This is a genomic window from Cellulosimicrobium sp. 4261 (genome assembly GCF_040546915.1).
Classification (GTDB): domain Bacteria; phylum Actinomycetota; class Actinomycetes; order Actinomycetales; family Cellulomonadaceae; genus Cellulosimicrobium; species Cellulosimicrobium cinnabarinum.
In genome coordinates this window covers 85,082-109,399 of the sequence record NZ_JBEPOQ010000006.1, presented here as the reverse complement: position 1 = coordinate 109,399, position 24,318 = coordinate 85,082, and the positions used below count along the sequence as shown (strand labels likewise).

Genomic DNA, 24,318 nt, shown 5'->3' with positions numbered 1-24,318 from the left:
ACCCTGCCACACGGGGCGTGCCACCGGTGCGCCGACCGACGGGCGGGCAGGACCCGCGACGGCGAGGACGGGAGCGGGCGTGCGCGAAGGCATCGTGATCGGCGAGGGCGTGGTCCTGGACGCGCGACCGGCGTCGTTCGCGACGCGCGGGCTGGCGCTCGCGCTCGACCTCCTCGTCGTGCTCGTGTTCTTCGTCGCGACGCTCTTCGTGCTCGGCGCCTCGTTGGGGTCGCTCGAGCTCGACATGGTCACCGCGATCCTCATCGCCTTCTCGGTCCTCGTCATGGTCGTCATCCCGACCACAGTCGAGACGCTCTCGCGCGGCCGCTCGCTCGGCAAGCTCGCGCTCGGCATCCGGGTCGTGCGCGACGACGGCGGCCCGGTCCGGTTCCGGCACGCGTTCCTGCGGGCGCTCGTCGGGGTCGGGGAGATCTGGCTGACGTTCGGCTCGGTCGCGCTGGTCGCGTCGCTGACGAACGACAAGGGCAAGCGGCTCGGCGACATGGCCGCGGGCACGTACGCGATCCGGGTGCGGGGCGGGCGACCGACGCTCGCCCCCCTCGCGATGCCGCCCTACCTCGCCGCGTGGGCCGCGCACGCGGACATGCGGCGCCTCCCGGACGGCCTCGCGCTGGCCGCCCGGCAGTTCCTCGGGCGCGCCGCCCGCCTGCACCCGGCGTCGCGCGCGCGGCTCGGCCAGGAGCTCGCGGGGCAGGTCGAGCGGTACGTCGCGCCCGGCCCGCCGCCCGGCACCCACCCCGAGACGTTCCTGCTCGCCGTGCTCACCGAGCGCCGCGACCGGGACCGCGCGACGGCCCAGCGCGCGCAGGCCGCCGCGCGCGAGCAGGCCGAGCTGCTCCACCGGCTCCCCTACTCGGTGCCCGACCCGACGCGCTGACGCGTGGGGCGCCTCCTCGGGGCGTCCTCGAACCGCCCGACGACGCGTGCGATCCCGACGAGCACGAGGGCGAACGCGCCGAACCAGACGGGTCGGCTCGCCCACCAGTCCGCGCCGCCCACGGCCGGGAGCTCCTGGCCGAGCACCACGAGGACGACCCCGACCACGACCACCATCGCGGTGAGGTGCCACAGGTACACGGTCATCGAGCGCCGTGCGAGACCGCGGACGACGGACCGTCCCCGGCCGTCGGCCCAGCGCACGAGCGGTCCCCGCGCGGCGAGCGCGAGCGCGACGAGCGCGACGGCGTGCAGCACGACGGGCGCGGTCGGCGGCCCGAGGTTGGACATCGTGTCGCCCGGCATGCCGATGAGCGAGACCGGGTAGGGCCCGACGGCCACGAGCAGGGCGGCGAGGGCAGCCGCGGCGAGCCCGACGGCCACGAGCACCCCGGGGCGCGGCACGACGGCGACGGGGACGAGGCGGCCCCGGCGCGCGACCCGCAGGCCGGAGCGGGCGTCGGCGTAGAGGAGACCGACGGCGTACGGCACGGCCCACACGAGCACCACGTTCACGAGCGCGAGCCGCTCGAAGCCTGCGCCGAAGCGCAGCGCCTCGACCGCGAGCGGGGCGGCGGCGAGCCCGGCGACGGCCCACCAGCCGGCGGCGTGCAGCGCGCGGCGCAGGAGCGGCGTGAGCACGACGAGGCCGAGGTAGACCGCGAGGAACCACAGGAGCTGCGGCGCGAGCGTCGCGAGCGAGCGGACGGCGTCGGCCGGGAGCCCGACGGCCAGCAGGACGCCGACGGCCACCACCCACGCCCCGACGAAGACGGCCACCGGACGCAGCAGGCGGGGTAGCCGGGCGCCGGCGAGGCGGACGCCGTCGGCCAGGTCGGCGACCGCGCTCGGACGGGTCACGACCCGGCCCCGGGCCACGGTCCCGGTGCGGTCGTCGGCCCGCCGCAGCCCGTACGCCGCCGACGCGCCCGCCGCGAAGAACAGCAGGGCGAGCACCTGGAGCACCCACGTCACGACCCACCCTCCGCCGTGCGCGAGCGCGTTCCCGATCCGGAGCTGCTCGCCGTCCCACGTCGCGTCCGCCATGAGCCAGTGCACCGTGAGGACGCTGAGGGTCGCGACGGCGCGCACCGCGTCGACGAAGACGTCGCGCGACGGGCGGCGGGGTCCGTCGCCGGCCGCGGCCGCCGTACCGGGCCGGTCCCGGCGCGGTGCCGGCGGGGCGGTGTCCCGGAGCCGGGGCGGAGCCGGGCGGACGGGCGACGACGCGCGGGGTCGGGCGGGGGGTGGCGACAGGACGGCCACGGGATGCTCCTCGGTCGGCGGGCCCGGGAGGTCTCCCGGTGCTCACCAGTCTCGAAACATCCTGTTCGTCCCGGTACGGGACGGTCCCCCGACCGCGTCGCGGTCGTCCACCGAGGTTCCGGGGGGTTGTCCCCCGCCGCTCAGACCGTGAGCCGCTCAGACCTTGAGGTAGCGCAGCACCGCGAGGACGCGGCGGTGGTCCCCGGCGTCCTGCGGCAGCCCGAGCTTGCCGAAGATCGAGGTGACGTTCTTCTCGACCGCGCCGTAGGAGAGGAACAGGGCCTCCGCGATGGCGGAGTTCGACCGGCCCTGCGCCATGAGCTCGAGCACCTCGGTCTCGCGCGGCGTGAGGCGCGCGAGACCGTCGTCGGAACGCGACGCCCCCATGAGCTGGCTCACGACCTCCGGGTCGAGGACGGTCTGGCCCGCGGCGATGCGCGTGAGCGCGTCGACGAACTCCCCGACGTCCGCGACGCGGTCCTTGAGGAGGTAGCCGACGCCGCGCGCCCCGCCCGTGAGCAGCTCGCTCGCGAACCGCGTCTCGACGTACTGGGAGAACAGCAGCACCCCGAGGTCGGGGTGCGCCGCGCGCAGCGCGAGCGCCGCGCGCAGCCCCTCGTCGGTGAACGTCGGGGGCATGCGGATGTCGACGACGGCGACGTCCGGCAGCGCGTCCTGCGCCGCGAGCCGCGCGACCTGCGCGACGAGCTCGTCGCCGTCCGCGACCGCCGCCGCGACCTCGTGACCGCGGCGGATGACGAGCGCGACGAGACCGTCGCGCAGGATGGCGGAGTCCTCGGCGATGACGAGCCGCATGGTGTCCTTCCGGTCGGACGGGCCGGGCGGCCCGGGCGGGCGTGGTGCCCCGAGGACATCCTGCCCGACGCCGCCCCGCCGCCCGGGCAGGACCGTCCCGTCCGTGCGCAGCACGTCAGACCCGGACGGGCAGGAGGACCGTGACGACCGTCGGGCCGCCCACGGGGCTCGTGAGCTCGAACGAGCCGTCCACGGAGCGCACGCGCTCGGCGAGTCCCGCGAGCCCGGAGCGGTGCCCGTCCGAGCCCGGCTGCACGACGCGCGCGCCGCCCTGGCCGTCGTCGCGCACCCGCAGGCGCAGGCGCGCCCCGCGGCCGCTGCCCTGGCGCTCCACGAGCACGTACACCCCGGTCGCGCGCGCGTGCTTGACGGCGTTGGTGACGAGCTCGGCGACGCAGAAGTACGCGATGGACTCGACCGCGGGAGCGAGCCGGCCGGACGCCTCGACGGCCGGGTCGACGTCGACCGTCACCGGCAGGGGCGAGCGCGCCGCGAGGGTCTCGAGCGCGACGGCGAGGCCGTTGTCGAGCGCGGGCGGGTGGATGCCGCGCGCGAGCTCGCGCAGCTCGACGAGCGCCTCCTTGGTCGACGAGTGCGCGAGGTCGACGAGCTCGAGCGCGTCGCCCGCGTCGCCACCCGCCGCGAGCTGCTCCTTGGCCTCGCCGAGCTGCATCGCGACCGCGACGAGACGCGCCTGGGTGCCGTCGTGCAGGTCGCGCTCGATGCGACGCAGCTTCGCGTCGGCGTCCTCGACCGTGCGGCCGCGCGACTCCTCGAGGTCGGCGACGCGCAGGCTGGACAGCGTGGGACCGAGCAGCGCGACGGTGAGCACGCGGAAGAGGTGCGCGAACGCGCGCGTGACGTGCGGCCAGACCCACAGGAAGAGCGCTCCGACGAGCACGAGGCCGAGCTGGCGCGCCGGGGTGTCGACGTACCAGTCGACCCCGAACTGCGCGCCGCGGTGCCACGACCCGTCGGCGGCCTGCTGCAGCGGGAGCCACCGCGACCAGATCCAGTGCGTCATGCCGCCGAGCCCGACGGCGAGGAAGACCGTGCTCACGACGAAGGACAGGATGGCGAGCGGGAACGTCACGACGAGGAACAGCACGGCCCGCCACCCGGTACCGTCGCCGATCCCGCTCCACAGCGTGCTCCAGAAGCCGCGGCGGCGCGTGTACGGGGCAGGGGCGGCGACGTCGACCCCGAGGAGGGACCGCGCGAGCGACCGGTACATCGAGCCCCAGCCGCGCCCGCCGACCACGACCCACCCCGCGACGACGAGACCCAGGACGGGCACGATCATCGCGACGAGGAAGACCACGGAGAACAGCCCGTAGGAGAACGCGAAGGGCGCGAGCAGGAGCGCGAGCGAGAGGTAGCCGTACTCGCGCCACGTGCGCCCCGCGAACGGCGCGCGAGCGAAGCCGACCTGCTCGCGGTGGTCCACGTACCGCGGGTCGGGCTGCGAGCCCGCGAACGCGCCCGGGATCCCGGGCGTACCCGCCGCCGCGGGCGACGACGGCGCGGCGGCAGGGTGCGGCGTCGGCACGACCGCGTCGGGCGAGGGCTCGCCCGCGGGCACGACGCTCGGCTGGTCAGGGGTCACGGCAGTCATGGTGCCAGTCTGGGCGCGCGCGCGTGGCGGCGACAGGGTGGCGTCCGCCGCGCCGAGGTGGGGACAACCCCCGTGGGCGCCGTCAGTGCAGCAGGTACTTGACCGCGATGACCACGCCGCCGAACGCCGCGGCGAGGAGCGTCTCCCCGACCAGCCGGCCGCCGCGCGCCCCGGCACGAAACGCGGCGAGGAACCCCACGACGCCGAGGAGGAGCACGGTGAACCACACCGCCACCAGGGCGGACTCCTCGACGCCGAGCCCGACCGCGAGCGCCACGAGGTACACGACGACCCCGGGGACCGCCCCCAGCAGCACCCCGACGTTCGACCGCAGCGCGACCACGGTGCGGCCCCACAGCGAGTGCCCGGTGTCGTGGAAGCGCCCGCTCACCGCGTCCACGTAGCAGTGCGCGAGCCAGTAGCCCACCGCCACGAGGGACGTCGCGAGCACGACGCGGTCGCCCGTCGGGGCGTGCACGCTCGAGACCGCCATGACGAAGCCCGCGACGATCGCGCCGTACAGCAGGTCGTGCGGGGGCTCGCGCTCCCACCGGTCGCCCACCCGGTGCCACAGCGGCCGTACCCGACCCGGCGGCGGCTCGTCGCGCACCTCGTCGACCGGCCCCGCCGTGCCCTCGCCCGCGGGGGGCGAGGGCACGACCGGCGTGCGCTCGTCGGACGACGGGTCCATGCGACCTCCTCGGCGCGTGCCGGACGACTCGGGGAAGGGCTCAGTAGCGGTAGTGCTCCGGCTTGTACGGCCCCTCGACGGGGACGCCCAGGTAGTCCGCCTGGGACGGCGAGAGCTCGGTGAGCCGGACGCCGAGCGCGTCGAGGTGCAGGCGCGCGACCTTCTCGTCGAGCACCTTGGGCAGACGGTAGACCTGGCGCGCGTAGGCGCGCTCGCGCCCTTCGCGCGCGGCGGCCGTCGCGTCCTGGTAGAGCTCGATCTGGCCGATCACCTGGTTCGAGAACGAGTTGCTCATGACGAACGACGGGTGGCCCGTCGCGTTCCCGAGGTTGAGCAGGCGGCCCTCGGACAGCACGACGACCGAGCGGCCCGCGGGCTGCCCGTCAGGGCCCGGCTCCGCGAACGTCCACTCGTGGACCTGGGGCTTGATCTCGGTCCGCGACACCCCGGGCACCTCGGCGAGACCGGCCATGTCGATCTCGTTGTCGAAGTGGCCGATGTTGCCGACGACGGCCTTGTCCTTCATCGCGACGAGGTGCTCGGCGCGGATGACGTCCTTGTTGCCCGTGGTCGTGATGAAGAAGTCGGCCTCGCCGAGCACGTCCTCGATCCGGGCGACCTGGTAGCCGTCCATCGCGGCCTGGAGCGCGCAGATCGGGTCGACCTCGGACACGATGACACGCGCGCCCTGGCCGCGGAACGCCTCGGCCGCGCCCTTGCCCACGTCGCCGTAGCCCGCGACGAACGCGACCTTGCCGCCCATGAGGACGTCGGTCGCGCGGTTGATGCCGTCGGGCAGCGAGTGCCGGATGCCGTACTTGTTGTCGAACTTCGACTTGGTGACCGAGTCGTTGACGTTGATCGCCGGGAAGAGCAGCTCGCCCGACTCGGCGAGCTGGTACAGGCGGTGCACGCCCGTCGTCGTCTCCTCGGTGACTCCCTGGATCTCCTGCGCGATCGTCGTCCAGCGCAGCGGGTCCGCCTCGAGCGCGCGGCGCAGCACCCCGCGCACGACGTTCATCTCGTGGGTGTGGTCCGGCTCGCCCGGGAGCGTGTCCGGGGGGACGACGCCGGCGCGCTCGTACTGCAGGCCGAGGTGGACGAGCATCGTGGCGTCGCCGCCGTCGTCGAGGATGAGGTTGGGCGACTCGTCCCCCGGCCACACGAGGATCTGCTCCGTGCAGTCCCAGTACTCCTCGAGGCTCTCGCCCTTCCACGCGAACACCGGGACGCCCTGGGGATCCTCGGGCGTCCCGTGCGGCCCGACGACGACGGCGGCCGCCGCCTCGTCCTGCGTCGAGAAGATGTTGCAGCTCGCCCAGCGCACCTGGGCGCCGAGCGCGACGAGCGTCTCGATGAGGACGGCCGTCTGCACGGTCATGTGCAAGGAGCCGGCGATGCGTGCGCCCGCGAGCGGCTGCGACTCCCCGTACTCGGCGCGCAGCGCCATGAGGCCGGGCATCTCGTGCTCGGCGAGGCGGAGCTGGTGGCGGCCCGCCTCGGCCAGGGACAGGTCGCGGACCTTGTACCGCCCGGGGATCTCGTCGAAGCCGGGCGTGGCGCCGGAGGTCGGGGCCTGCGCTGTGGTGGACATGGTTCTCCTGTGCGTTCTCGGCGCCTGCGGGCCGGTGGTGCCGGCTCCGCGGGTGGCGTCGATGGCTGGTCGGTTGCTGCGCTGGGGGCTCCCGTCCGCGCGGGACGGGACCGCGGCCCGCCCGGCACCAGCCTACCGAGGCCGACGCCGTCCGGCCGGGGCGCGGGCCGTCCGGGCGTTCGCCGCCACCGTTCGTCCGGCGCGCGCGCCCGGGCGCGCGCGTAACACGAACGCTTGACCAGCTCAAGATCACGAAGGGATAACGATCCCGGTTCTGCCCTCGGCCGCAGCATTCCAACGATGTTCGGTCAAGAATCGTCCTGGAATCGCCCCCATCGTGGGGGTCCTGGGTAGAAGTTGAACCTCGAATCAGGCAGGGTGGGCGCGAACCGATTGACATCGGATCAGCGTGAGGCCCTGTGTGCGCCGGCCCCTGCGGGGGCAACCGGCCGGACGCGCCACCCCAGGGAGGACGTCCTCGCACCCGGGGCCTCCTGCCGTGCCCTCTCGTCGAGCGCCCGCACCCGGGTGCTCCGGAGGGGCGTGACGCTGGTCCACGACCGGAAGGTGGCGACACCCACCGCATGACAGCTCTCAGCACACCCGTGCCGACCGACCCGGCCGCGCACTCCGGCGCCGCGCCCGTCGGCACCGACGACCGCGCGACCGCGCTCTCGGTCCGCGACGTCTACAAGGTCTTCGGGCGCCGCCCCGTCGAGGCGATCCGCCGCCTCGAGCAGGGCGCGAGCCGCGACGACGTCAAGCCGCTCGGCACCGCCGCGGTGATCGACGCGTCGTTCGACGTGAAGCAGGGCGAGATCTTCGTCGTCATGGGCCTCTCGGGCTCCGGCAAGTCGACGCTCATCCGCATGCTCAACGGGCTGTGGAAGCCGACGTCCGGGCACGTGCTGCTCGGCGGCACGGACCTCGCCCAGGCCGACGCCAAGCAGATGCGCGCGCTGCGCCGCAAGCACGTGTCGATGGTCTTCCAGCACTTCGCGCTCCTGCCCCACCGCACGGTGCTCGACAACGCCGCGTACCCCCTGGAGATCCAGGGCGTCGGCAAGGCGGAGCGCCGCGAGAAGGCCCGCACCGCGCTCGGCCTCGTCGGGCTCGGCGGGTGGGAGGACTCCCTGCCCTCGCAGCTCTCCGGCGGCATGCGCCAGCGCGTCGGGCTCGCCCGCGCGCTCGCCGCCGACACCGACGTCCTGCTCATGGACGAGGCGTTCTCCGCGCTCGACCCGCTCATCCGGCGCGAGATGCAGGAGCAGCTCCTCGAGCTCCAGCAGACGCTCGGCAAGACGATCGTCTTCATCACGCACGACCTCAACGAGGCGATGCACCTCGGCGACCGGATCGCCGTCATGCGCGACGGCCGGATCGTGCAGATCGGCACCGCCGAGCAGATCCTGTCCGACCCCGCGAACGACTACGTCGCCCAGTTCGTCGCCGACGTGGACCGCACGCGCGTCCTCACGGCGTCGTCCGTCATGGTCCGCCCCGCCGTCGTCGTCCCGCTCTCCGGCGGTCCCCGCCAGGCGAGCCGCACCATGCGCGAGGCGCAGGTGTCGGCCGCGTACGTCGTCGACCGGCAGCGCCGCCTGCAGGGCGTCGTGCGCGACGAGGACGCGGTCGCGGCCCTGAAGAAGGGCCAGGACAGCCTCGACGGGCTGGTGCGCCAGGGCGTCGCGCCCGTCTCCCCCGACACCCCGCTCGCCGACGTCTTCGCGCCCGCCGCGGAGTCGCCGCTGCCGGTCGCGGTCACGGACGAGCAGGGCCGGCTCGTCGGCGTCGTCCCCCGCGTCACGCTCCTCGAGGCCATGGTCCCCGGCGACCAGCCGAAGACCGGCGAGATCGACCTCGGGCAGACGCCCGTCGTCCAGGACGCGCCGGCGCAGGACACCGCCCCGCTCGCCGCCGCCCCGACGGAAGGCGGTGCCGCGTGAACGACACCCTCGTCCCCCGCATCCCGCTCGGCGAGTGGGTCGACGCCTTCGTCGGCTGGGTCACCACCACGTTCCGCCCGCTCTTCCGGTTCATCAAGGACGTCCTCGTCGGCGTCTACGACGGGCTCGACGCCGTGCTGTCCGGACCGCCGTTCTGGGTCGTCGCGATCGCACTCGCCGCGCTGGCGTTCTTCGTCAAGGGCTGGCGGCTCGCGGTCGGCACGCTCGTCGGCTTCGTCCTCATCGCGGGCGTGAACCAGTGGGACAACGCGATGGACACCCTCGCGCTCGTCCTGCTGTCCGCCGTCCTCGCGATCGCGATCGCGATCCCGCTCGGCATCTGGGCCGCGCGCAACGACCGCGTCTCCGCCGTCGTGCGCCCCGTGCTCGACTTCATGCAGACGATGCCGGCGTTCGTCTACCTCATCCCGACCGTCGTCATCTTCCTCACCGGGCCCGTCCCCGGGATCATCGCGACGATCGTCTTCGCCATGGCGCCCGGCGTCCGGTTCACCGAGCTCGGCATCCGTCAGGTCGACAAGGAGGTGGTCGAGGCCGGCCAGGCGTTCGGCTCGACCCCCGGCCGCATCCTGCGTCAGATCCAGCTCCCCCTCGCCCTGCCGACGATCATGGCGGGCGTCAACCAGGTCATCATGCTCTCGCTCTCCATGGTCGTCATCGCCGGCATGGTCGGCGCCGGCGGCCTGGGCGAGGACGTCGTCGCGGCGCTCCAGCGCGTCGACGTGGCCCTCGGGTTCGAGGCAGGCCTCGCCGTCGTCATCCTCGCGATGTTCCTCGACCGCGTGACCTCCGCGCTGGGCGACCGCGCCCCCGTGGCGCGCGCGCTCGCCGCAGCGCGCGTCTGACCGGCCGCACCACCGAGCTCGCCACCGAGCACGTCACCGACCATCCCCGGCCGCGCGCCGGGACCCTGCCCACGCACCCGCCGTCGGGCACCCCGACCGGGCCTCCCGGCCCACGGAAGGAACGCATGACCCCCGCACGCAAGCGCACCACCCGCACCGCCGCCGTCGCCGCGACCGCCGTCCTCGGCCTCGCGCTCACCGGCTGCGCGTCCGACTCCGGCTCGGGCGGCTCCGGCGACGGCGCCTCCTCGACCGGCGAGGACGAGACGTCGGTCTCCATCGGCATCCCGTCCGGCTGGGACGAGGGCATCGCCGTCTCCCACCTGTGGACCACCATCCTCGAGGACGAGGGCTACGACGTGTCGACGCAGACCGCCGACGTCGGCGTCGTCTACACCGGCCTCGTCGGCGGGGACTTCGACCTCACGCTCGACGTCTGGCTGCCCTACACGCACGCGTCGTACGAGAAGAAGTACGGCGGCGAGATCACCGACCTCGGCTACTGGTACGACGACGCCAAGCTCACCATCGCGGTGAACGAGGACTCCCCCGCGCAGTCCCTCGAGGACCTCGCGGACATGTCCGACGAGTACGGCAACAAGCTCGTGGGCATCGAGGCGGGCGCCGGCCTGACCGAGATCACCCAGGACCAGGTCATCCCCACCTACGGCCTCGAGGACATGGACTACTCCATCTCCTCCACCCCCGCGATGCTCGCCGAGCTCAAGGGCGCGACCGACAGCGGCGAGAACATCGCGGTCACGCTGTGGCGCCCGCACTGGGCCTACGACGAGTTCCCCGTCCGCGACCTCGAGGACCCCGAGGGCGCGCTCGGCGAGGCGGAGAAGATCCACATGTGGGGCTCGTCCGACTTCGAGGAGCGCTACCCGACGCTGACGAAGATGCTCGGCGCGTTCTCCCTCGACGACGAGCAGCTGTTCTCGCTCGAGAACATGATGTTCAACTCCGACGAGTACGCCGACGAGCAGGCCGCGGTCGAGGCGTGGCTCGAGGAGAACCCGACGTTCGTCGACGACCTCAAGGAGGCCGCGGGCGTCTGACGTCCCGCCCGCGTGCCGACGGGCCCTGCCGACGAGATCTGCAGGGCCCGCCCCGGACGGGCTGCGGTCCCGGTTCGCCGCAGCTGTGCGGGCACCTCGGTGCCCGACGCCGAAGGCCGGCTCCCTCGCGGGGGCCGGCCTTCGGTCGTGCAGCGGGGCGTGGCGCCCTCAGAGCTCGCGCGCGTCGTCCTCCAGCAGGACCGGGATGCCGTCGCGCACGGGATAGGCCAGCGGTCGCTCCGGGTCGGTCGAGTGCAGCTCCGGCTCCCCGGACGGGCCCGTCCCGTCCACGAGGCGGGCGCCCGTCACCGGGCACCGCAGCGCCTCGCGCACCCAGGGGTCGATCTGCAGGCTCATGCTCGCTCTCCTCCGTCGTCCGGGTACAGCACGGTGAGGAGTCTACGGGCCCGAGCGGTCCGGCCCCCGTCCGCGACGGGGGCCGGAGCTCACGCGTGCCCGACCGTCAGCACTGCCGCAGGCTGGCGACGCCGTCGCCCAGGACCCCGCGTCCGCCGAGCAGGACGTACGTGCTCACGCCGAGTGCCGCACCGTCGCCCAGCACCGCAGCGGGCACGCACGTGCTCGGGACCACCCAGAGCGGCACCGGGATGTACCCGGCCGCAGCGGCACCGGCGAGAGCGTCGGCGTATCCGGCGCCCGTCGCGAGGAGGGCACCGTTCGCCCACTCGAAGACGTCGCGGTTCAGCGCGACCGACGTCTCGTAGCGGTTCTTGCCGGCGAACCGCACGACGTTCCCGTTGAGGTAGGGCTCGTCGAGGAGGTCGGCCTCGACTGCTGCGCTCACCGCGCCCTCACCGCCGGCGATGCCGACGGCACCGACGCCGAGGGCCTGGAACAGCTGCTTTGTCGGGGCGTCGACAGCCGTCGCCCTGCCGTTGACCAGGACGACCGGGACGCCATAGGCCCCGGCGACCGCGCCGGCCGAGAGCGCGTCGGGGAAGTCGGTCCCCGTGGCTACGTAGGCGACCTCGACGGCCTGGCCGGCGAATGCGCGCTCGCTCACCAGCCGGGACGTCGCGTAGCGGTTTGCCCCGGCGTCCCGACGGATCGCGTTCGTGTACCCGGCGAGCTGCCGGTAGACCCCGTCGGAGACTGCTCCCGGACCGCCGACGACGACGATGCGCTGCGGCGCCAGCCGCCGGAGCTCGGTCGCGACGACGGCCGGGACCCCGGTCGGCTGCACCAGGAGGAGCGGCCCACCCTGGACCGCGGCCGCGGGCGCAGCGCTCAGCGCGTCGGCGAAGCCGGCTCCGCTCGCGACGTAGACGACGGGCACGCCGGGGTCGAAGACGGAGGACACGCCGACGGCGGTCTCGTACCGGTCCTTCCCTGCGATCCTCTCGGTCCCGGCGGCGGACAGCATCGCCGTGCGCTCCTCGAGGAGGGCACGACGCTCGGGCGTCAGGCGGGCCGAGAGCGTCGCGTGGAACGTCGTCGTCGCGCCGGCCAGGCCGTCGAGCGGGGCCGTCTCCGACGGCGGCGCCGTCTCCGCGCCGGCGGTGGCGCTCGCGCCCGCGACGACCGCGAGCGCCAGCGTCGACGCGAGGAGCGCACGTGTGAGGCGGCGCGTACGGGCACGGGGTCGGCGGCCGAAGTCCGCTCCTCGCAGGGCTGTTGCCATCAGAAGTCCTCTCAGCGGTTGTACAGGGTGCGCTGAGAGTAGCGGTCGGGCAGACGTTCCCCTAAAGCGTTTCGCGCACGAGCGACAGGACGTCGTCGCGCACCTTCTCCATGATGTCCTCGTCCGCGGCCTCGACGTTGAGCCGCAGGAGCGGCTCGGTGTTGGACGCCCGCAGGTTGAACCACCACTGCGGGTGGGAGCCCCAGTGCGAGACCGTCAGGCCGTCGAGCTCGTCGACCTCGACGGGGCCGGCCCCCTGCTGCGTCACGTACGCCTCGACGACGCGCGCCCGGGCCGCCGGGACGTCCGCCACGGTCGAGTTGATCTCCCCCGACGCGACGTAGGGCTCGTACATCTCCGCGAGGTCGGACAGCGCGTGCGGCTGCGACCCGAGCGCGGCGAGGACGTGCATCGCCGCCAGCATCCCGGTGTCCGCGAAGAAGAAGTCGCGGAAGTAGTAGTGGGCGCTGTGCTCGCCCCCGAACACTGCGTCGTGCTCCGCCATCTGCGCCTTGATGAACGAGTGGCCCACACGCGTGCGGACCGTGCGCGCTCCGGCGGCGCCGAGGAAGTCGGGGACGGCGCGCGAGGTGATGAGGTTGTGGATCACCGTGGGGGTGCGCCCGGCCTCGAGCTCCTTCGCGACCTCGCGCAGGCCGACCAGCGCCGTGACGGCGGACGGGGAGACCGGCTCGCCGCGCTCGTCCACGACGAAGCAGCGGTCGGCGTCGCCGTCGAACGCGAGCCCGAGGTCGGCCCCGTGCTCGACCACGGCCGCCTGCAGGTCCACGAGGTTCTTGGGGTCCAGCGGGTTCGCCTCGTGGTTCGGGAACGTCCCGTCGAGCTCGAAGTAGAGCGGGACGACGTCGAGCGGCAGGGCGGGCAGGCCCGCGCCCGTGCCCAGCACGGCCGGGACGGTGTGCCCGCCCATCCCGTTGCCGGCGTCGACGACGACCTTGAGCGGGCGGATGCCCGACAGGTCGACGAGGCCGCGCAGGAACGCCGCGTACTCGGCCAGCATGTCGCGGTCCGTGACGGTGCCGGGCTCCTCGGCCGCGGTCGGCAGGCCGCCGTCCAGGTACCCCTCCGCCAGGGTCCGCACGTCGATCAGGCCCGTGTCCTGGCCGACCGGGCGCGCGCCCGCGCGGCACAGCTTGATGCCGTTGTAGACGGCGGGGTTGTGGCTCGCGGTGAACATCGCCCCGGGGACGCCGAGGACCCCGGACGCGTGGTAGAGGCCGTCGGTCGAGCACAGCCCGATGCGCGTCACGTCCACCCCCGCGGCCGTGAGCCCCGCGGCGAACGCGTCGACGAGCTCCGGGCCCGAGTCGCGCATGTCGTGACCGAGCACGGCGCTGGCCCGCGTGCCGGCCGGGGCCTCCGGCAGCACCACGGCCTGCGCGAACGCCGCGCCGACGGCCCGCGCCACCTCCGGGTTGAGCTGGTCCGGGACGGTGCCACGGACGTCGTACGCCTTGATGAGGTGGGAGAGGTCGGTGCTCACGCCACCCACCCTATCGGCGGGTGCGCCGCGCGCGGCGGCGGGCTGCTCGGAGGGGTACGGCGCGGGCTACTGCCCTGCCGCCGCGTACCGCTCCTCGGTCCGCGCCTTCGCCGGGCGCCACCACGCCTCGTGGTCGCGGTACCAGTCCACCGTCCGGGCGAGCCCGTCGCCGAACGACGTGAAGGCCGGCTCCCACCCCAGCTCGGTGCGCAGCCGCGTGGCGTCGATCGCGTAGCGCAGGTCGTGCCCCGCACGGTCCGCGACGAGCTCGTAGTCGTCGCGGTCGCGGCCGAAGATCTCGAGCAGGTCCTGGACGACCTGCAGGTTCGACCGCTCGCCGTCCGCCCCGACGAGGTAGGTCTCGCCCACGGCGCCCCGCTCGACGATCGCCCACACCGCGTCGTTGTGGTCGTCGACGTGGATCCAGTCCCGCACGTTCGCCCCCGCGCCGTAGACCTTGGGACGACCGCCGTCGAGCAGGTTGGTGATCTGGCGGGGGATGAACTTCTCGACGTGCTGGTACGGCCCGTAGTTGTTGGAGCAGTTCGAGATCGTCGCGCGCACGCCGAACGAGCGCACCCACGCCCGCACCAGCAGGTCGCTCGACGCCTTCGTCGAGGAGTAGGGCGACGACGGGTTGTACGGGGTCGCCTCCGTGAAGCGCGCGACGTCGTCGAGGTCGAGGTCGCCGTACACCTCGTCCGTCGAGACGTGGTGCAGCCGCACGTCGTGACGGCGCACGGCCTCCAGCAGGGTGAACGTGCCGAGGACGTTGGTCCGGACGAACGGGGACGGGTCCCGCAGGGAGTTGTCGTTGTGCGACTCCGCGGCGAAGTGGACCACGAGGTCGGCCTCCCCGACGAGCCGGTCCACCAGGTCGGCGTCCGCGACGTCGCCCTCGACGAGCTCGACACGGTCGCGCACCGGGTCGAGGGACCGTGCGTCCCCCGCGTACGTGAGGGCGTCGAGCACGACCACCGCGGCGTCGGGCCGCGTCTCGACCGTGCGATGCACGAAGTTCGCCCCGATGAAGCCGGCGCCGCCGGTCACGAGCACCCGCACAGCCGACCTCCTCGATCCGTCCTCCTGGCGCGGCGAGTCTATCGACGGAGAACCCCGGCCCCGGGGTCCGCGGCGGCATTTCACCCGCCGCGGCACGGTGCTGTCGTGAGAGCCTGCCGGGATGAAGGGGATCGTCCTGGCAGGGGGCGCGGGCACGCGCCTGCACCCGATCACGCTCGGGGTGAGCAAGCAGCTCCTGCCCGTCTACGACAAGCCGATGGTGTACTACCCGCTCTCCACGCTGCTGCTGGCCGGGGTTCGGGACGTGCTCGTCATCACGACGCCGCACGACGCCGACGCGTTCACGCGCCTGCTCGGCGACGGCTCGCAGTTCGGCATCTCGATCTCCTACGCGGTGCAGGCGGAGCCGAACGGGCTCGCCCAGGCGTTCGTGCTCGGCGCAGACTTCCTCGACGGGGACTCCGCCGCGCTCGTCCTCGGCGACAACATCTTCTACGGGCCCGGCCTCGGCGACCGGCTCCAGCGGTTCGCCGAGATCGACGGCGGCGCCGTCTTCGCGTACCGCGTCTCGGACCCGACGGCGTACGGCGTGGTCGAGTTCGACGGGTCGGGACGCGCCCTCAGCATCGAGGAGAAGCCCGCGCACCCGCGCAGCAGCTACGCGGTGCCTGGCCTGTACTTCTACTCGGCGGACGTCGTCGACGTCGCCCGCTCGCTCCGGCCCTCGGCGCGCGGCGAGTACGAGATCACGGACGTCAACCTGCACTACCTGCGCGAGGGCCGGCTCCAGGTCGAGGTCCTGCCGCGCGGGACCGCCTGGCTCGACACCGGGACGGTCGACTCGCTCCTCGACGCGAGCGACTTCGTCCGCACGATCGAGAACCGGCAGGGCCTGAAGATCGGGGCCCCCGAAGAGGTCGCGTGGCGCCGCGGGTTCCTCGACGACGACGGTCTGCGCGAGCGTGCGGCCGCGCTGGGGCGGTCGCGCTACGGCGGCTACCTGCTGTCGCTGCTCGACGCGTGAGCGCCCGGGGCCGAGGCTCCGGCGAGCACGTCGGCCGCCGCGACGACCCAGCGCTCGCGCCAGCCGCCGACGGGCTCGACGCCGGCCCGGCGCAGCGCCTCGTGACCGAGCACGGACCACGCGGGCCGCGGCGCAGGGCGCGCGGACGCGACGCTGGGGACGGGGCGGACGATCGCCGGGTCGAGCCCGGCCGCGGCGACGACCTCGCGGGCCAGGTCCCACCAGGAGGCCTGCCCCTGCGAGGTGCCGTGGTAGACGCCGCCCGGCGCCGCGGACCGCACCAGCCGCACGACGAGGTCGGCGAGGTCCCGCGCCCACGTCGGCTGTCCCACCTGGTCGTCGACGACCTCGAGCGCTCCGCGCTCGCGCGCCACCCGCGCGATCGTCCGCGGGAAGCACACGCCGTGGGCGCCGTAGAGCCACGCCGTGCGGACCACGAGAGCGTCCGGGTGCTCGGTCCGCACCGCCCACTCCCCGGCGGCCTTCGTCCGGCCGTACGCGGACCGCGGCGCCAGCGGCGCGTCCTCGGCGTACGGGACCCCGACGACCGCGGGCCCGCCGTCGAAGACGTAGTCCGTCGACACGTGCACGAGCCGGGCCCCGTGGCGAGCCGCCGCGCGCGCGACGTGCTGGGCCCCGACGGCGTTGACGGCGAAGGCCGTCGCCTCGTCCGTCTCGGCGGCGTCGACGGCCGTGTACGCCGCGCAGCTCACCACGACGTCCGCGCCGGCGAGCGCGCGCGCGACGGCGTCCCCGTCCGTGACGTCGAGCGCCGCGCGGTCGAGCGCGCGCACGGGCTCCCCGCCGGCGCGCAGCAGCGCCACCACCTCGGCCCCGAGCATCCCGCCGGCCCCTGTCACCGCCCACCGCACCACGACCACCTCCGCACGGCACCCTACCGAGGAGCACCATGAACGTCCGCGAGCTCACCGTCCCCGGCGCGTGGGAGCTGCTGCCGCGCCAGCACGCCGACGACCGGGGCGTCTTCCTCGAGTGGTTCACCGCGGCGGCCCTGCGCGAGGCGACCGGGCGCGACCTCGACCTCGCCCAGGCGAACGCCTCCGTGTCGAGGGCCGGCGTCGTGCGCGGGATCCACTACGCCGACGTCCCGCCCGGGCAGGCGAAGTACGTGACCTGCGTCACGGGTTCCGTGCTCGACGTCGTGGTCGACCTCCGCGTCGGGTCGCCCACCTTCGGGCGCTGGGACGCGGTCCTGCTGGACGCCCGCGAGCGCCGCGCCGTGTTCCTCCCCGAGGGCGTGGGGCACGCGTTCATGGCGCTCGAGGACGGCGCGACCGTCGTCTACCTGTGCTCGAGCGGGTACGCCCCCGAGCGGGAGCACGGCGTCGACCCGACCGACCCCGAGCTCGCCATCGAGTGGCCGACCACCGGTCCGGACGGGCGCGCCCTCGTGCCGTCGTTCTCCGCGAAGGACGCGGCGGCGCCGTCCCTGCGGGAGGCGCTCGCGGCGGGATCCCTCCCCCGCGCGGACGAGGTCGCCGCGTTCGTCCGGACGCTGCAGGGGTAGGTCAGTCGGCCTCGGCGCGCAGGACCCGCAGGTGCCCTCGGCGTCCGACCTCGGTGACGTCCGGCGGCTCCGGCTCGGTGCGGACCTTGCCCGCCTCGCGGACGGCGTCGGCGAGCGCGGAGAGGTCGTCGTCGCTGGGACCGGTCTCGACGAACTGCGGCGACAGGCGCACGACCTCCCAGCCGCGCGGCGCGGTGAGCCGCTCCGCGTGCTCGGCACACAGGTCGTAGCTGTGCGGCTCGGCGAGGTGCGCGAGCGGGCCCAGGACCGCCGTGGAGTCGGCGTAGACGTAGGTGAGGGTCGCGACGGCGGCACGGACGCACGCCGTGCGCGAGCACTGCCTGACGGATCTCACGGCCTGACCTTACGCCTTCCCGAGCGGTCCTGGAGACGCCACACGCCGTCCGCGCCCCGCGCCGGGCCGTGGCTGGTCCCGGCCGGGTTCGTGGGAGGGCCCGGCGAGCCCCGGTGCGCCGGGCGACGGCCGACTACAGTCGTGGTGTGCGTGGCAACTCTCCGTCCCCCGGCTCGCGCCCCGACCCGGCCGGCGCAGGGCGCCGAGCCCGTGACCGCTGGTCGCGACGCAGCGCCGTCACCCCTCCCCCGGTCTCGTTCGACGAGCTCGTCATCCCGCCGCGCGCCCCGGGGCCGGGCGGCCACGGCCCGGTGCCGCGACGCCGCGACCGCCGGGGCCGCGGCATCCGCGGCCCCCTCCTCCCGCCGACCGCACCCGCGAACCGGACGCGCGCGGAGAAGTTCGACGACGTCGTGCTCGACGTCGTGGAGCGCGTGCAGCGCTCGTGGGCGAAGCAGCTGCGCGGGACGGAGTTCGCGGTGGAGGACGTGCCGCCGTCGGACCCGGCGCCGTGGGAGGACGGCGGCGTGCCGCTCGGCCGGTGCTTCCCCGCCGAGTCGGGCCAGCCTGCACGCATCGTGGTCTACCGCCGGCCCGTCGAGGCGCGCGCGTTCGACGCCGAGGACCTCGAGGACCTCGTCCGCGACGTGCTCGTCGAGCAGGTCGCGCACCTGCTGGCGCGCACCCCCGAGGAGATCGACCCGCGCTACACGGGCGACCGCTGACCGTCGCCTAGCGTCCGAGCCCGGCCGTGTCCGACGCGCGGACCGCGACCTCGTGCGCAGCCGGGGCGTCCGTGACGGGCAGGAGCACCGAGAAGAGGCTCGGCGCACCGTCGCCGTCGTCGCCGCTCGGCGAGCCTGCGCTCGCCGTCAGCGACCAGACGGGGAGCAGGCCGTCCCCGTCGCCGACGACGTCGACCGTCACCGCCGCGGGGACGGCCTCGGACCCCTCCGCCCGGACCGTCGCCGGGTCGAGCGTCTGCGTCGTGCCCGCACGGAGGGTCAAGGTCGTGGTGCCCGCCTCCGTCCCGCTCTCGTCGTAGACACGGACGAGGAGCTCGAGCGAGCCCGCCGGCTCGTCGGCGTCCTCGTCGGCGTGGGCCGCGGGGACGGCCGCGAGCGTGAGCGCGGAGGACGTGCCCGGCACGAGGGCCACCTGGCCGGCCCGGGACGCGGCGTCCGTGGATCCGGTGCTCTCGTCGACGGGGTCCGTGTCCTCCACGGGCGGCAGCGGTCGTGCCGCGAGCCAGGCGCGGTCGTACTGCCGCTCCTCGTGGAGCAGGTCGGGGTCCGGCTCCCCGCGCCGGTCGACGGACGCGCCGCCGACGACGGGGACGTCGGCGTGCACGGAGACCGCGTACGCGCCCGCGGGCAGACCGCCGAGCGAGAGGTCCGTCACGACGCCGGGCGTGATCTCGACCTCCTCGGCCCCGCGCAGCGGCACAGCGCCGTCCTCGCCGTAGACGGTGACGCGCGCGGTCCCCGCCTCGTCGCCCGGGGCGAGCAGGCGCAGCTGCGGCGCGTGCGGGTCGTCGACCGCCTCGCCGACGCTCTCGACGCCCACCAGCGCGAGGTCCGTCGTCGGCTCCGCGCCCGGGACCACGTGGTCGACGCCGAGCGGCACGAGCCCGTCGAGCGTCGAGTGCTGCAGGTACGCCGACACGAGGCCGCCCGACGCCGCCACGTGGACGACCAGGCGACGCTGCTCGGGGGCCGCGGCCTCGACCAGGGTCACGACCTCCTGCCCCGGCCCGACGAGCTGCTGGCCGCCGCCGGAGAGCACGACCTCGCCCCCCTGTCCCCAGACCTGGACCTGGACGACGGCGGGCGTGAGACCGGGGTTCTGGAGCACGAGCTGCGAGCTGCTCCCGATCTCGGTGCTCCCGCCGACGAGCCACTGGCTGATGCCCGGCCGCGAGCAGCTCGCCGCGGCGAGACCGCGCAGGTCTCCCTCCGTCGTCACGGAGCCGACGGACGCGGCCACGCGGGGGGACGCGTCCTGGGCGGGGCGCACCGTCAGGACGCTGCCGTGCTCCGGGTCCTCGACGTCGCCCACGGTGACCTCGGCGCCCGGCCCGGGCGCGAGCTCCTGCTCCTCGGGTTCGCCGCCGTCGAGCACGCCGAGCCCAGCGGTCCCGTCGCCCTCGACGACGGCCCGCAGCCTGCTGGACGTGCCGACCGGGGCGGGACCGAACTGCGCGTCACCGACCGTCTCGGGGTCGGTGAGCCGCGCCGGGCCCGGGCAGACCGAGACCTCCTGGGCGGGCTCGACCGTGACCTCCTCGACCGCGTCCGCCGGGGCCGGGGCCGCGGGCAGGAGCGCCGCGCCCGTGCTCCCGAGCACGACGACCGCGCCCACCGCCAGGACGCCGACCAGCCCGGCGCCCGTCGTCGTGACACGGCGCACCACCGCCCGGGCGCGGCCAGGGCGCGCGTCCGTCTCCCGAGCCTCGTCGGGGCTCGTGCCGTTCGTCGTCGACACCGTTCCTACCTCGTTCCCGCGCGACGGCGCCGGACCGGCACCGCGAGCAGCACGTACACGACCAGGGTCACGCCCGCCGCCGCCATCCAGCCGGACCGGTGGTCCGCGGCGTGGTACACCTCGAGCCGCCCGGCGTCGGCCCCGAGGGCGAAAGCCTGCAGCCCGCCCGTCGTCGCCGGGTCGGCCGCCTCCAGCGGGCGGCCGTCGAGCGTCGCGCGCCACCCGGACGACGCGTCCTCCGCGAGGACGACCTGCCGGTCCTCGGGCCCCTCGGGCACCGTCGTGACGACGGGCCGCAGCGCCTCGCGGTCCGCGGCCAGCGGCTCGACGCCCGCGCCGGACTCGACACGCGCCCACGAGGGCTCCCCACCCTCGGGGACGACGCGCCAGAGGAGCGCCGAGCGGCCCTCCGTCATGCGCTCGAGCCCGGGAACCATATCGAGCCGGGCGACGAGCTCGGCCCGCGCCTGGTCCTCCGGCGCGGACGCCGGCAGGAGCACGGCCCCGATGCCGAGTCGTCCGAGGCCGCCCGCGACGTCCGCCGACGTCCCGGAGACGAGCTCCGCGACGAGCCGGGGCAGCTCGCCCTCGGTCACCGCGGGGTCGGCCGCCTGCCACGCGTGCACGACGGCCGACGAGTCGACCGCCTGCGGGCCGTCCGAGCGCAGCGCTCCGTACTCCACGACGTCGCCGGGGCCGAGCTCGAGCGTGAGCACGCGCGCCTGGCGCGGCGACGACTGCATCTGGCGGCCGACCGGCGGCACCACCGGCTCCGTCGTGGCCACGACCGCCCCGACCCGGGCGTCGTCGCGGTCGAGCACGCCCACGGTCCACGACGCCGCCGCCCCCAGCGGGAGCAGCGTGACGACCAGGGCGAGCGCGACGACGGTTCCCGAGCGCCAGGCCGGGGCCCCGGCACCGGGCCACCGGGGGACGCCCACGAGCGCGGCACCGAGGAGGGCGAGGAGAGCGAGCGACAGGCCGGCGCCCGGCCAGCCCGTGACCGGGGCGTCGGGCGTCGTCCCGGTGGCCACCACGGTCGACCCGGCGAGGACGGCCGCGGCCAGCCCGAGCGCCGCGACGAACCACGCCCCCACGGCCAGACGACGGCCGCGCAGCACCGCGAGGACGGCGAGCACCACGACGACCGCACCGGCGGCGAACGGGGCCCAGCGCGCCAGGAGGTCGGCGGCTCCGCCCCCGTCGAGCCCGAACCACGCCTCGGGCGCGGTCGGCAGCCCCAGGAGCTGCTGCCACGGCGCGGCCGGCGTCGCCGCGACCGGCGCCCCCGGGTCGGCGAGCAGCAGCCGCCACCCGCCGTCGCCCGCCGTGCGGGCCATGTGGACGAGGAACGGGGCGAAGAGCACGAGGGACGGCACCGGGACGAGGGCGAGGTAGCGCCGGTGCGCCCGGGCCCCGAGCGCCACGACGACGAGCACGACCACGCCGACGGGCAGGAGCACGGGCGCCCCCGCGACGGCGACCGCGAGCAGCAGGCCCGCGGTGGCGGCGGCGGCGAGCGAGCCGGGCTCGCGGCGTACGGCGCGGCGGGCGACGTCCTGCGTCGGGGGCGCGACGACGTCGAGCCGCTGGAGCCCGAGCGCGCGGACGACCGCGAGCGCGAGCCACGGGAGCGTGGCGTGCACGAGGACGGCGCCGACCCGGCCGGCGCCCACGGCCGTGAGGAGCGCGGGAGCAGCCACCCAGACGAGGGTCGCCCAGGCGCGGAGCGGCACGGAGCGCGTGACCGCGCCCGCGGCGAACCACGCGCCCAGGCCCGCGGCGAGGAAGCACGCGGGGACGAGCAGGTTCACGGCGGTCTGCGTGGCGCCCCCGGCGAGCAGCGACGCGGGGACGAGCGCGGACACGAAGGGGTCCGCCGGCGCGGGCGCGCCGAGCCCCGTGCTGACCCAGCCCGTCGTCGCCGCGCGCCACACGTCGCCGAGCGTCCCGGTGGCCGGGAGCAGCGAGCCGCCGACGAGCCGCCCGCCCGCGAGGAGAGCCCCCGCCAACGGCCCGAAGACGACGGCGGTGAAGCCCGCCAGCACGACGACGGCCCCCGCGAGCCCCGCCCGACGCCGCACCGCGAGAGCGCGGAGCTCGCGCCGCTCGATGTCGGTGGGCGCCCACGCGGTGCGCCGCTGCTCGGCGCGCGCGAGCCGCCGGTCGCGCCGCTCGGCGAGCACCTCGCGCCACGTGCCGCGCAGCGGGCGCAGCGCCCGGCGCGGGAGCCGGCGGGTCCGCCGTGCCACGCGACGCGCCCGGACGACCGGACCGACCCGCACGAGCGCCCACAGCGGCGCGAGCAGCTCGTCCCGGGCCTGCCCGGGCTGCTTGACGAGCAGCCGGAACGCGGCGTGGAACGGTGCGCCGACGACCATCGCGAGCGCGACGAACGGGAGCCACGGTGACGCGACGCCGACGAGCCGCGCGTGGAGCTGGGAGTGGCGGCGCGCCGCCGACGACGCGTCGGGGTCCGGCGCGGGGAGCGCCGTCGTCCCGCGCCGGCGCTCGCGCAGCCCGAGCAGGGAGGCCTGCGCGTGCCGCACCACGGCCGACGGGACGACGACGACCCGGTGCCCCGCGAGGCGCGCCCGTCGGCACAGGTCGAGGCCGTCGCCGAACGGGCCGAGCTCGGGGTCGGTCCCGCCGAGCTCCTGCCACACGGTCCGCCGGACGAGCGCCCCGGCCAGCCCGACGGCGAGCACGTCCTCGCGCGCGTCGTGCTGCCCCTGGTCGACCTCGTCCTCGTCGATGCCGGTCAGCCGGCGCCCCAGCGGGGTCGTGGTCACGCCCACCTCGACGAGGCGGCTGACCGTGCCCGGCTCGAACGGCGCCGCGGGCTGGGCGTCGGTGCCGGGCACCCAGCGCTCCTGCTTGGGGCCGGCCACCGCGACCGCGCTCGAGTGCTCGACGGCGCGCAGCAGCTCGGCGAGCGCGTCGGGCGCGGGTGCCGAGTCGTCGTGCAGGAGCCAGAGCCACGTGCCCGGCTCGACGTTCGCGAGCGCCGTGTCGACCGCGTCACCGAACGAGCGGGCGCGCGGGGCGGCGACGAAGCGCGCGTCCCCGAGCTGCAGGCCCTGGTGCTCGCTGCTCGCGTCGCCGGTCGCGGCGTCGACGACGACCACCTCGTGGGGGCTCGCCGTCTGGGCGCGCAGCGCCGCGAGGGTGTGGGCGAGGAACGGGGTGCGGCCGCGGGTCACGACCACCGCCGTGACCGTGGTCACGACGGGCAGCGCGCCCGTGACGGCGGCGACGATCCCGGGTGCCGCGACGACGCCCGGCACGGCGGCGGCGCGCGCGGCGGCCCCCGGCGTGACGTCGCCGGGACGGGCGCTGCGCGCGGACGTGGTGAGGTCGGAGGAAGTCATGTCCCGTCGATCATGCGACGGACACGGCTCCAGGCGCGGCATTTGCGCGGCCCCGGTGTGGCGGGTGTCGGGCACCCGTCACGACGGCACCCGTCGGCGGCGCCGAGGAGCACTCCGCGACGTGCCCCGGGCGTCAGACGACGCGGCGCTTGAGCTTGCGGCGCTCCCGCTCCGACAGACCGCCCCAGATGCCGAAGCGTTCGTCGTGCTCGAGCGCGTACTCCAGGCACTCCGCGCGGACCTCGCAGCCCGTGCAGACCTTCTTCGCCTCGCGCGTGGACCCGCCCTTCTCCGGGAAGAAGGCCTCCGGGTCCGTCTGAGCGCACAGCGCGCGCTCCTGCCACCCCATGAGCGAGTCGTCGACCGGCTCACCGAAGAGCGGCAGCACCGGTGCCACGCGCTCCACCTCTCGCTCAGCGTCGGTGGGGAAGACCCCGCCCGTCCCGTCCAGCATGTTCCACATTGCTCGCCCCTTCATGCCGTTCGCCGGGCCTCGAGCGAGAACCAGGCAGGAAACTGCATTGAAGAAATTACACGCGTGTCATCCGCGGGCGTCAAGCCGAAATGTGATAGCC

The 24,318-nt window shown here is 75.3% G+C and carries 21 protein-coding genes; 7 read left to right on the top strand and 14 right to left on the bottom strand.

What is annotated here, in order from left to right; all coding sequences use genetic code 11:
- The first annotated feature begins 79 nt into the window (after positions 1–79).
- Positions 80–898, top strand: a complete 819-nt coding sequence (locus ABIE39_RS10115; RefSeq protein ID WP_074807620.1) for an RDD family protein — start codon at positions 80–82, stop codon at positions 896–898.
- Here ABIE39_RS10115 and ABIE39_RS10110 read toward each other — a convergent pair.
- From ABIE39_RS10110 to ahcY, 5 genes are all read right to left on the bottom strand, one after another.
- Positions 871–2,223: an acyltransferase family protein gene (locus ABIE39_RS10110; RefSeq protein ID WP_354051596.1), complete on the bottom strand. Its 1,353-nt coding sequence runs from the start codon at positions 2,221–2,223 to the stop codon at positions 871–873. The two genes, ABIE39_RS10115 and ABIE39_RS10110, sit on opposite strands and share 28 nt — an antisense overlap.
- Before the next feature lie 156 nt (positions 2,224–2,379).
- Positions 2,380–3,039, bottom strand: coding sequence for a response regulator transcription factor (locus ABIE39_RS10105; protein WP_354051594.1), 660 nt, complete (start codon positions 3,037–3,039; stop codon positions 2,380–2,382).
- A gap of 115 nt (positions 3,040–3,154) precedes the next feature.
- Positions 3,155–4,654 carry a sensor domain-containing protein gene (locus tag ABIE39_RS10100; RefSeq protein ID WP_175009136.1) on the bottom strand — a complete coding sequence of 500 codons (1,500 nt, stop codon included), beginning with the start codon at positions 4,652–4,654 and terminating at the stop codon, positions 3,155–3,157.
- A gap of 82 nt (positions 4,655–4,736) precedes the next feature.
- A complete protein-coding gene (locus ABIE39_RS10095; protein ID WP_175009135.1) occupies positions 4,737–5,345 on the bottom strand; it encodes a hypothetical protein in 609 nt (202 codons plus the stop codon).
- A gap of 40 nt (positions 5,346–5,385) precedes the next feature.
- Complete coding sequence (ahcY, locus tag ABIE39_RS10090) at positions 5,386–6,939, bottom strand: adenosylhomocysteinase (protein ID WP_021483170.1); 1,554 nt, start codon at positions 6,937–6,939, stop codon at positions 5,386–5,388.
- A gap of 584 nt (positions 6,940–7,523) precedes the next feature.
- Between ahcY and ABIE39_RS10085 the strand changes: the two genes are divergently transcribed.
- The 3 genes from ABIE39_RS10085 (at position 7,524) to ABIE39_RS10075 (ending at position 10,812) form a co-directional block, all read left to right on the top strand.
- Positions 7,524–8,885: a quaternary amine ABC transporter ATP-binding protein gene (locus ABIE39_RS10085; RefSeq protein ID WP_209829560.1), complete on the top strand. Its 1,362-nt coding sequence runs from the start codon at positions 7,524–7,526 to the stop codon at positions 8,883–8,885.
- Positions 8,882–9,751 carry an ABC transporter permease gene (locus ABIE39_RS10080; RefSeq protein ID WP_061267508.1) on the top strand — a complete coding sequence of 290 codons (870 nt, stop codon included), beginning with the start codon at positions 8,882–8,884 and terminating at the stop codon, positions 9,749–9,751. The genes ABIE39_RS10085 and ABIE39_RS10080 overlap by 4 nt, the downstream gene beginning before the upstream one ends.
- 125 nt (positions 9,752–9,876) lie before the next feature.
- A complete protein-coding gene (locus ABIE39_RS10075) occupies positions 9,877–10,812 on the top strand; it encodes a glycine betaine ABC transporter substrate-binding protein (protein ID WP_175009133.1) in 936 nt (311 codons plus the stop codon).
- A 168-nt stretch (positions 10,813–10,980) separates the two neighbouring features.
- Here the strand turns inward: ABIE39_RS10075 and ABIE39_RS10070 are convergent, their stop codons facing one another.
- From ABIE39_RS10070 to rfbB, 4 genes are all read right to left on the bottom strand, one after another.
- The gene (locus ABIE39_RS10070; RefSeq protein WP_175009132.1) at positions 10,981–11,169 is read right to left on the bottom strand and encodes a hypothetical protein; all 189 of its coding nucleotides are present in this window, start codon (positions 11,167–11,169) and stop codon (positions 10,981–10,983) included.
- A 106-nt stretch (positions 11,170–11,275) separates the two neighbouring features.
- Positions 11,276–12,454 (bottom strand): cell wall-binding repeat-containing protein, encoded by a 1,179-nt coding sequence (locus ABIE39_RS10065; protein ID WP_175009131.1) that lies wholly within the window; start codon positions 12,452–12,454, stop codon positions 11,276–11,278.
- Between the two features lie 61 nt (positions 12,455–12,515).
- Positions 12,516–13,958 (bottom strand): phosphomannomutase/phosphoglucomutase, encoded by a 1,443-nt coding sequence (locus ABIE39_RS10060; RefSeq protein ID WP_209829558.1) that lies wholly within the window; start codon positions 13,956–13,958, stop codon positions 12,516–12,518.
- Positions 13,959–14,024: 66 nt separating this feature from the next.
- On the bottom strand, positions 14,025–15,020 hold the full coding sequence (gene rfbB / locus ABIE39_RS10055) for a dTDP-glucose 4,6-dehydratase (RefSeq protein WP_175009129.1): 996 nt from the start codon (positions 15,018–15,020) through the stop codon (positions 14,025–14,027).
- Positions 15,021–15,141: 121 nt separating this feature from the next.
- On the opposite strand from rfbB, the gene rfbA reads away from it, so the two are divergent.
- Complete coding sequence (gene rfbA, locus ABIE39_RS10050; RefSeq protein ID WP_175009128.1) at positions 15,142–16,005, top strand: glucose-1-phosphate thymidylyltransferase RfbA; 864 nt, start codon at positions 15,142–15,144, stop codon at positions 16,003–16,005.
- On the opposite strand, the gene rfbD is transcribed toward rfbA, so the two are convergent.
- A complete protein-coding gene (gene rfbD / locus ABIE39_RS10045) occupies positions 15,978–16,877 on the bottom strand; it encodes a dTDP-4-dehydrorhamnose reductase (RefSeq protein WP_209829617.1) in 900 nt (299 codons plus the stop codon). The genes rfbA and rfbD overlap by 28 nt on opposite strands.
- A gap of 38 nt (positions 16,878–16,915) precedes the next feature.
- On the opposite strand from rfbD, the gene ABIE39_RS10040 reads away from it, so the two are divergent.
- Positions 16,916–17,533: a dTDP-4-dehydrorhamnose 3,5-epimerase family protein gene (locus tag ABIE39_RS10040; RefSeq protein ID WP_085387525.1), complete on the top strand. Its 618-nt coding sequence runs from the start codon at positions 16,916–16,918 to the stop codon at positions 17,531–17,533.
- A gap of 1 nt (position 17,534) precedes the next feature.
- Here the strand turns inward: ABIE39_RS10040 and ABIE39_RS10035 are convergent, their stop codons facing one another.
- Positions 17,535–17,888, bottom strand: coding sequence for a DUF3499 domain-containing protein (locus tag ABIE39_RS10035; RefSeq protein ID WP_009863301.1), 354 nt, complete (start codon positions 17,886–17,888; stop codon positions 17,535–17,537).
- A 146-nt stretch (positions 17,889–18,034) separates the two neighbouring features.
- Between ABIE39_RS10035 and ABIE39_RS10030 the strand changes: the two genes are divergently transcribed.
- Entirely contained in the window at positions 18,035–18,613 is a 579-nt protein-coding gene (locus tag ABIE39_RS10030; RefSeq protein ID WP_342779587.1) for a metallopeptidase family protein, read from the top strand.
- 7 nt (positions 18,614–18,620) lie between these two features.
- Here ABIE39_RS10030 and ABIE39_RS10025 read toward each other — a convergent pair whose 3' ends face one another.
- The 3 genes from ABIE39_RS10025 to ABIE39_RS10015 form a co-directional block, all read right to left on the bottom strand.
- Positions 18,621–20,372 (bottom strand): DUF5719 family protein, encoded by a 1,752-nt coding sequence (locus ABIE39_RS10025; protein WP_175009127.1) that lies wholly within the window; start codon positions 20,370–20,372, stop codon positions 18,621–18,623.
- 5 nt (positions 20,373–20,377) lie between these two features.
- Positions 20,378–23,743: a glycosyltransferase gene (locus ABIE39_RS10020; RefSeq protein ID WP_354051589.1), complete on the bottom strand. Its 3,366-nt coding sequence runs from the start codon at positions 23,741–23,743 to the stop codon at positions 20,378–20,380.
- A 133-nt stretch (positions 23,744–23,876) separates the two neighbouring features.
- Positions 23,877–24,206, bottom strand: coding sequence for a WhiB family transcriptional regulator (locus tag ABIE39_RS10015; protein ID WP_342779589.1), 330 nt, complete (start codon positions 24,204–24,206; stop codon positions 23,877–23,879).
- Positions 24,207–24,318 lie beyond the last annotated feature (112 nt).

Coding starts and splice junctions, on each gene's coding strand:
- ABIE39_RS10105 (WP_354051594.1), bottom strand. CDS start 3,039: ATGCGGCTCGTCATCGCCGAGGACTCCGCCATCCTGCGCGACGGTCTC.
- ABIE39_RS10100 (WP_175009136.1), bottom strand. CDS start 4,654: ATGACTGCCGTGACCCCTGACCAGCCGAGCGTCGTGCCCGCGGGCGAG.
- ABIE39_RS10095 (WP_175009135.1), bottom strand. CDS start 5,345: ATGGACCCGTCGTCCGACGAGCGCACGCCGGTCGTGCCCTCGCCCCCC.
- ahcY (WP_021483170.1), bottom strand. CDS start 6,939: ATGTCCACCACAGCGCAGGCCCCGACCTCCGGCGCCACGCCCGGCTTC.
- ABIE39_RS10085 (WP_209829560.1), top strand. CDS start 7,524: ATGACAGCTCTCAGCACACCCGTGCCGACCGACCCGGCCGCGCACTCC.
- ABIE39_RS10075 (WP_175009133.1), top strand. CDS start 9,877: ATGACCCCCGCACGCAAGCGCACCACCCGCACCGCCGCCGTCGCCGCG.
- ABIE39_RS10070 (WP_175009132.1), bottom strand. CDS start 11,169: ATGAGCCTGCAGATCGACCCCTGGGTGCGCGAGGCGCTGCGGTGCCCG.
- ABIE39_RS10065 (WP_175009131.1), bottom strand. CDS start 12,454: ATGGCAACAGCCCTGCGAGGAGCGGACTTCGGCCGCCGACCCCGTGCC.
- rfbA (WP_175009128.1), top strand. CDS start 15,142: ATGAAGGGGATCGTCCTGGCAGGGGGCGCGGGCACGCGCCTGCACCCG.
- ABIE39_RS10040 (WP_085387525.1), top strand. CDS start 16,916: ATGAACGTCCGCGAGCTCACCGTCCCCGGCGCGTGGGAGCTGCTGCCG.
- ABIE39_RS10020 (WP_354051589.1), bottom strand. CDS start 23,743: ATGACTTCCTCCGACCTCACCACGTCCGCGCGCAGCGCCCGTCCCGGC.
- ABIE39_RS10015 (WP_342779589.1), bottom strand. CDS start 24,206: ATGTGGAACATGCTGGACGGGACGGGCGGGGTCTTCCCCACCGACGCT.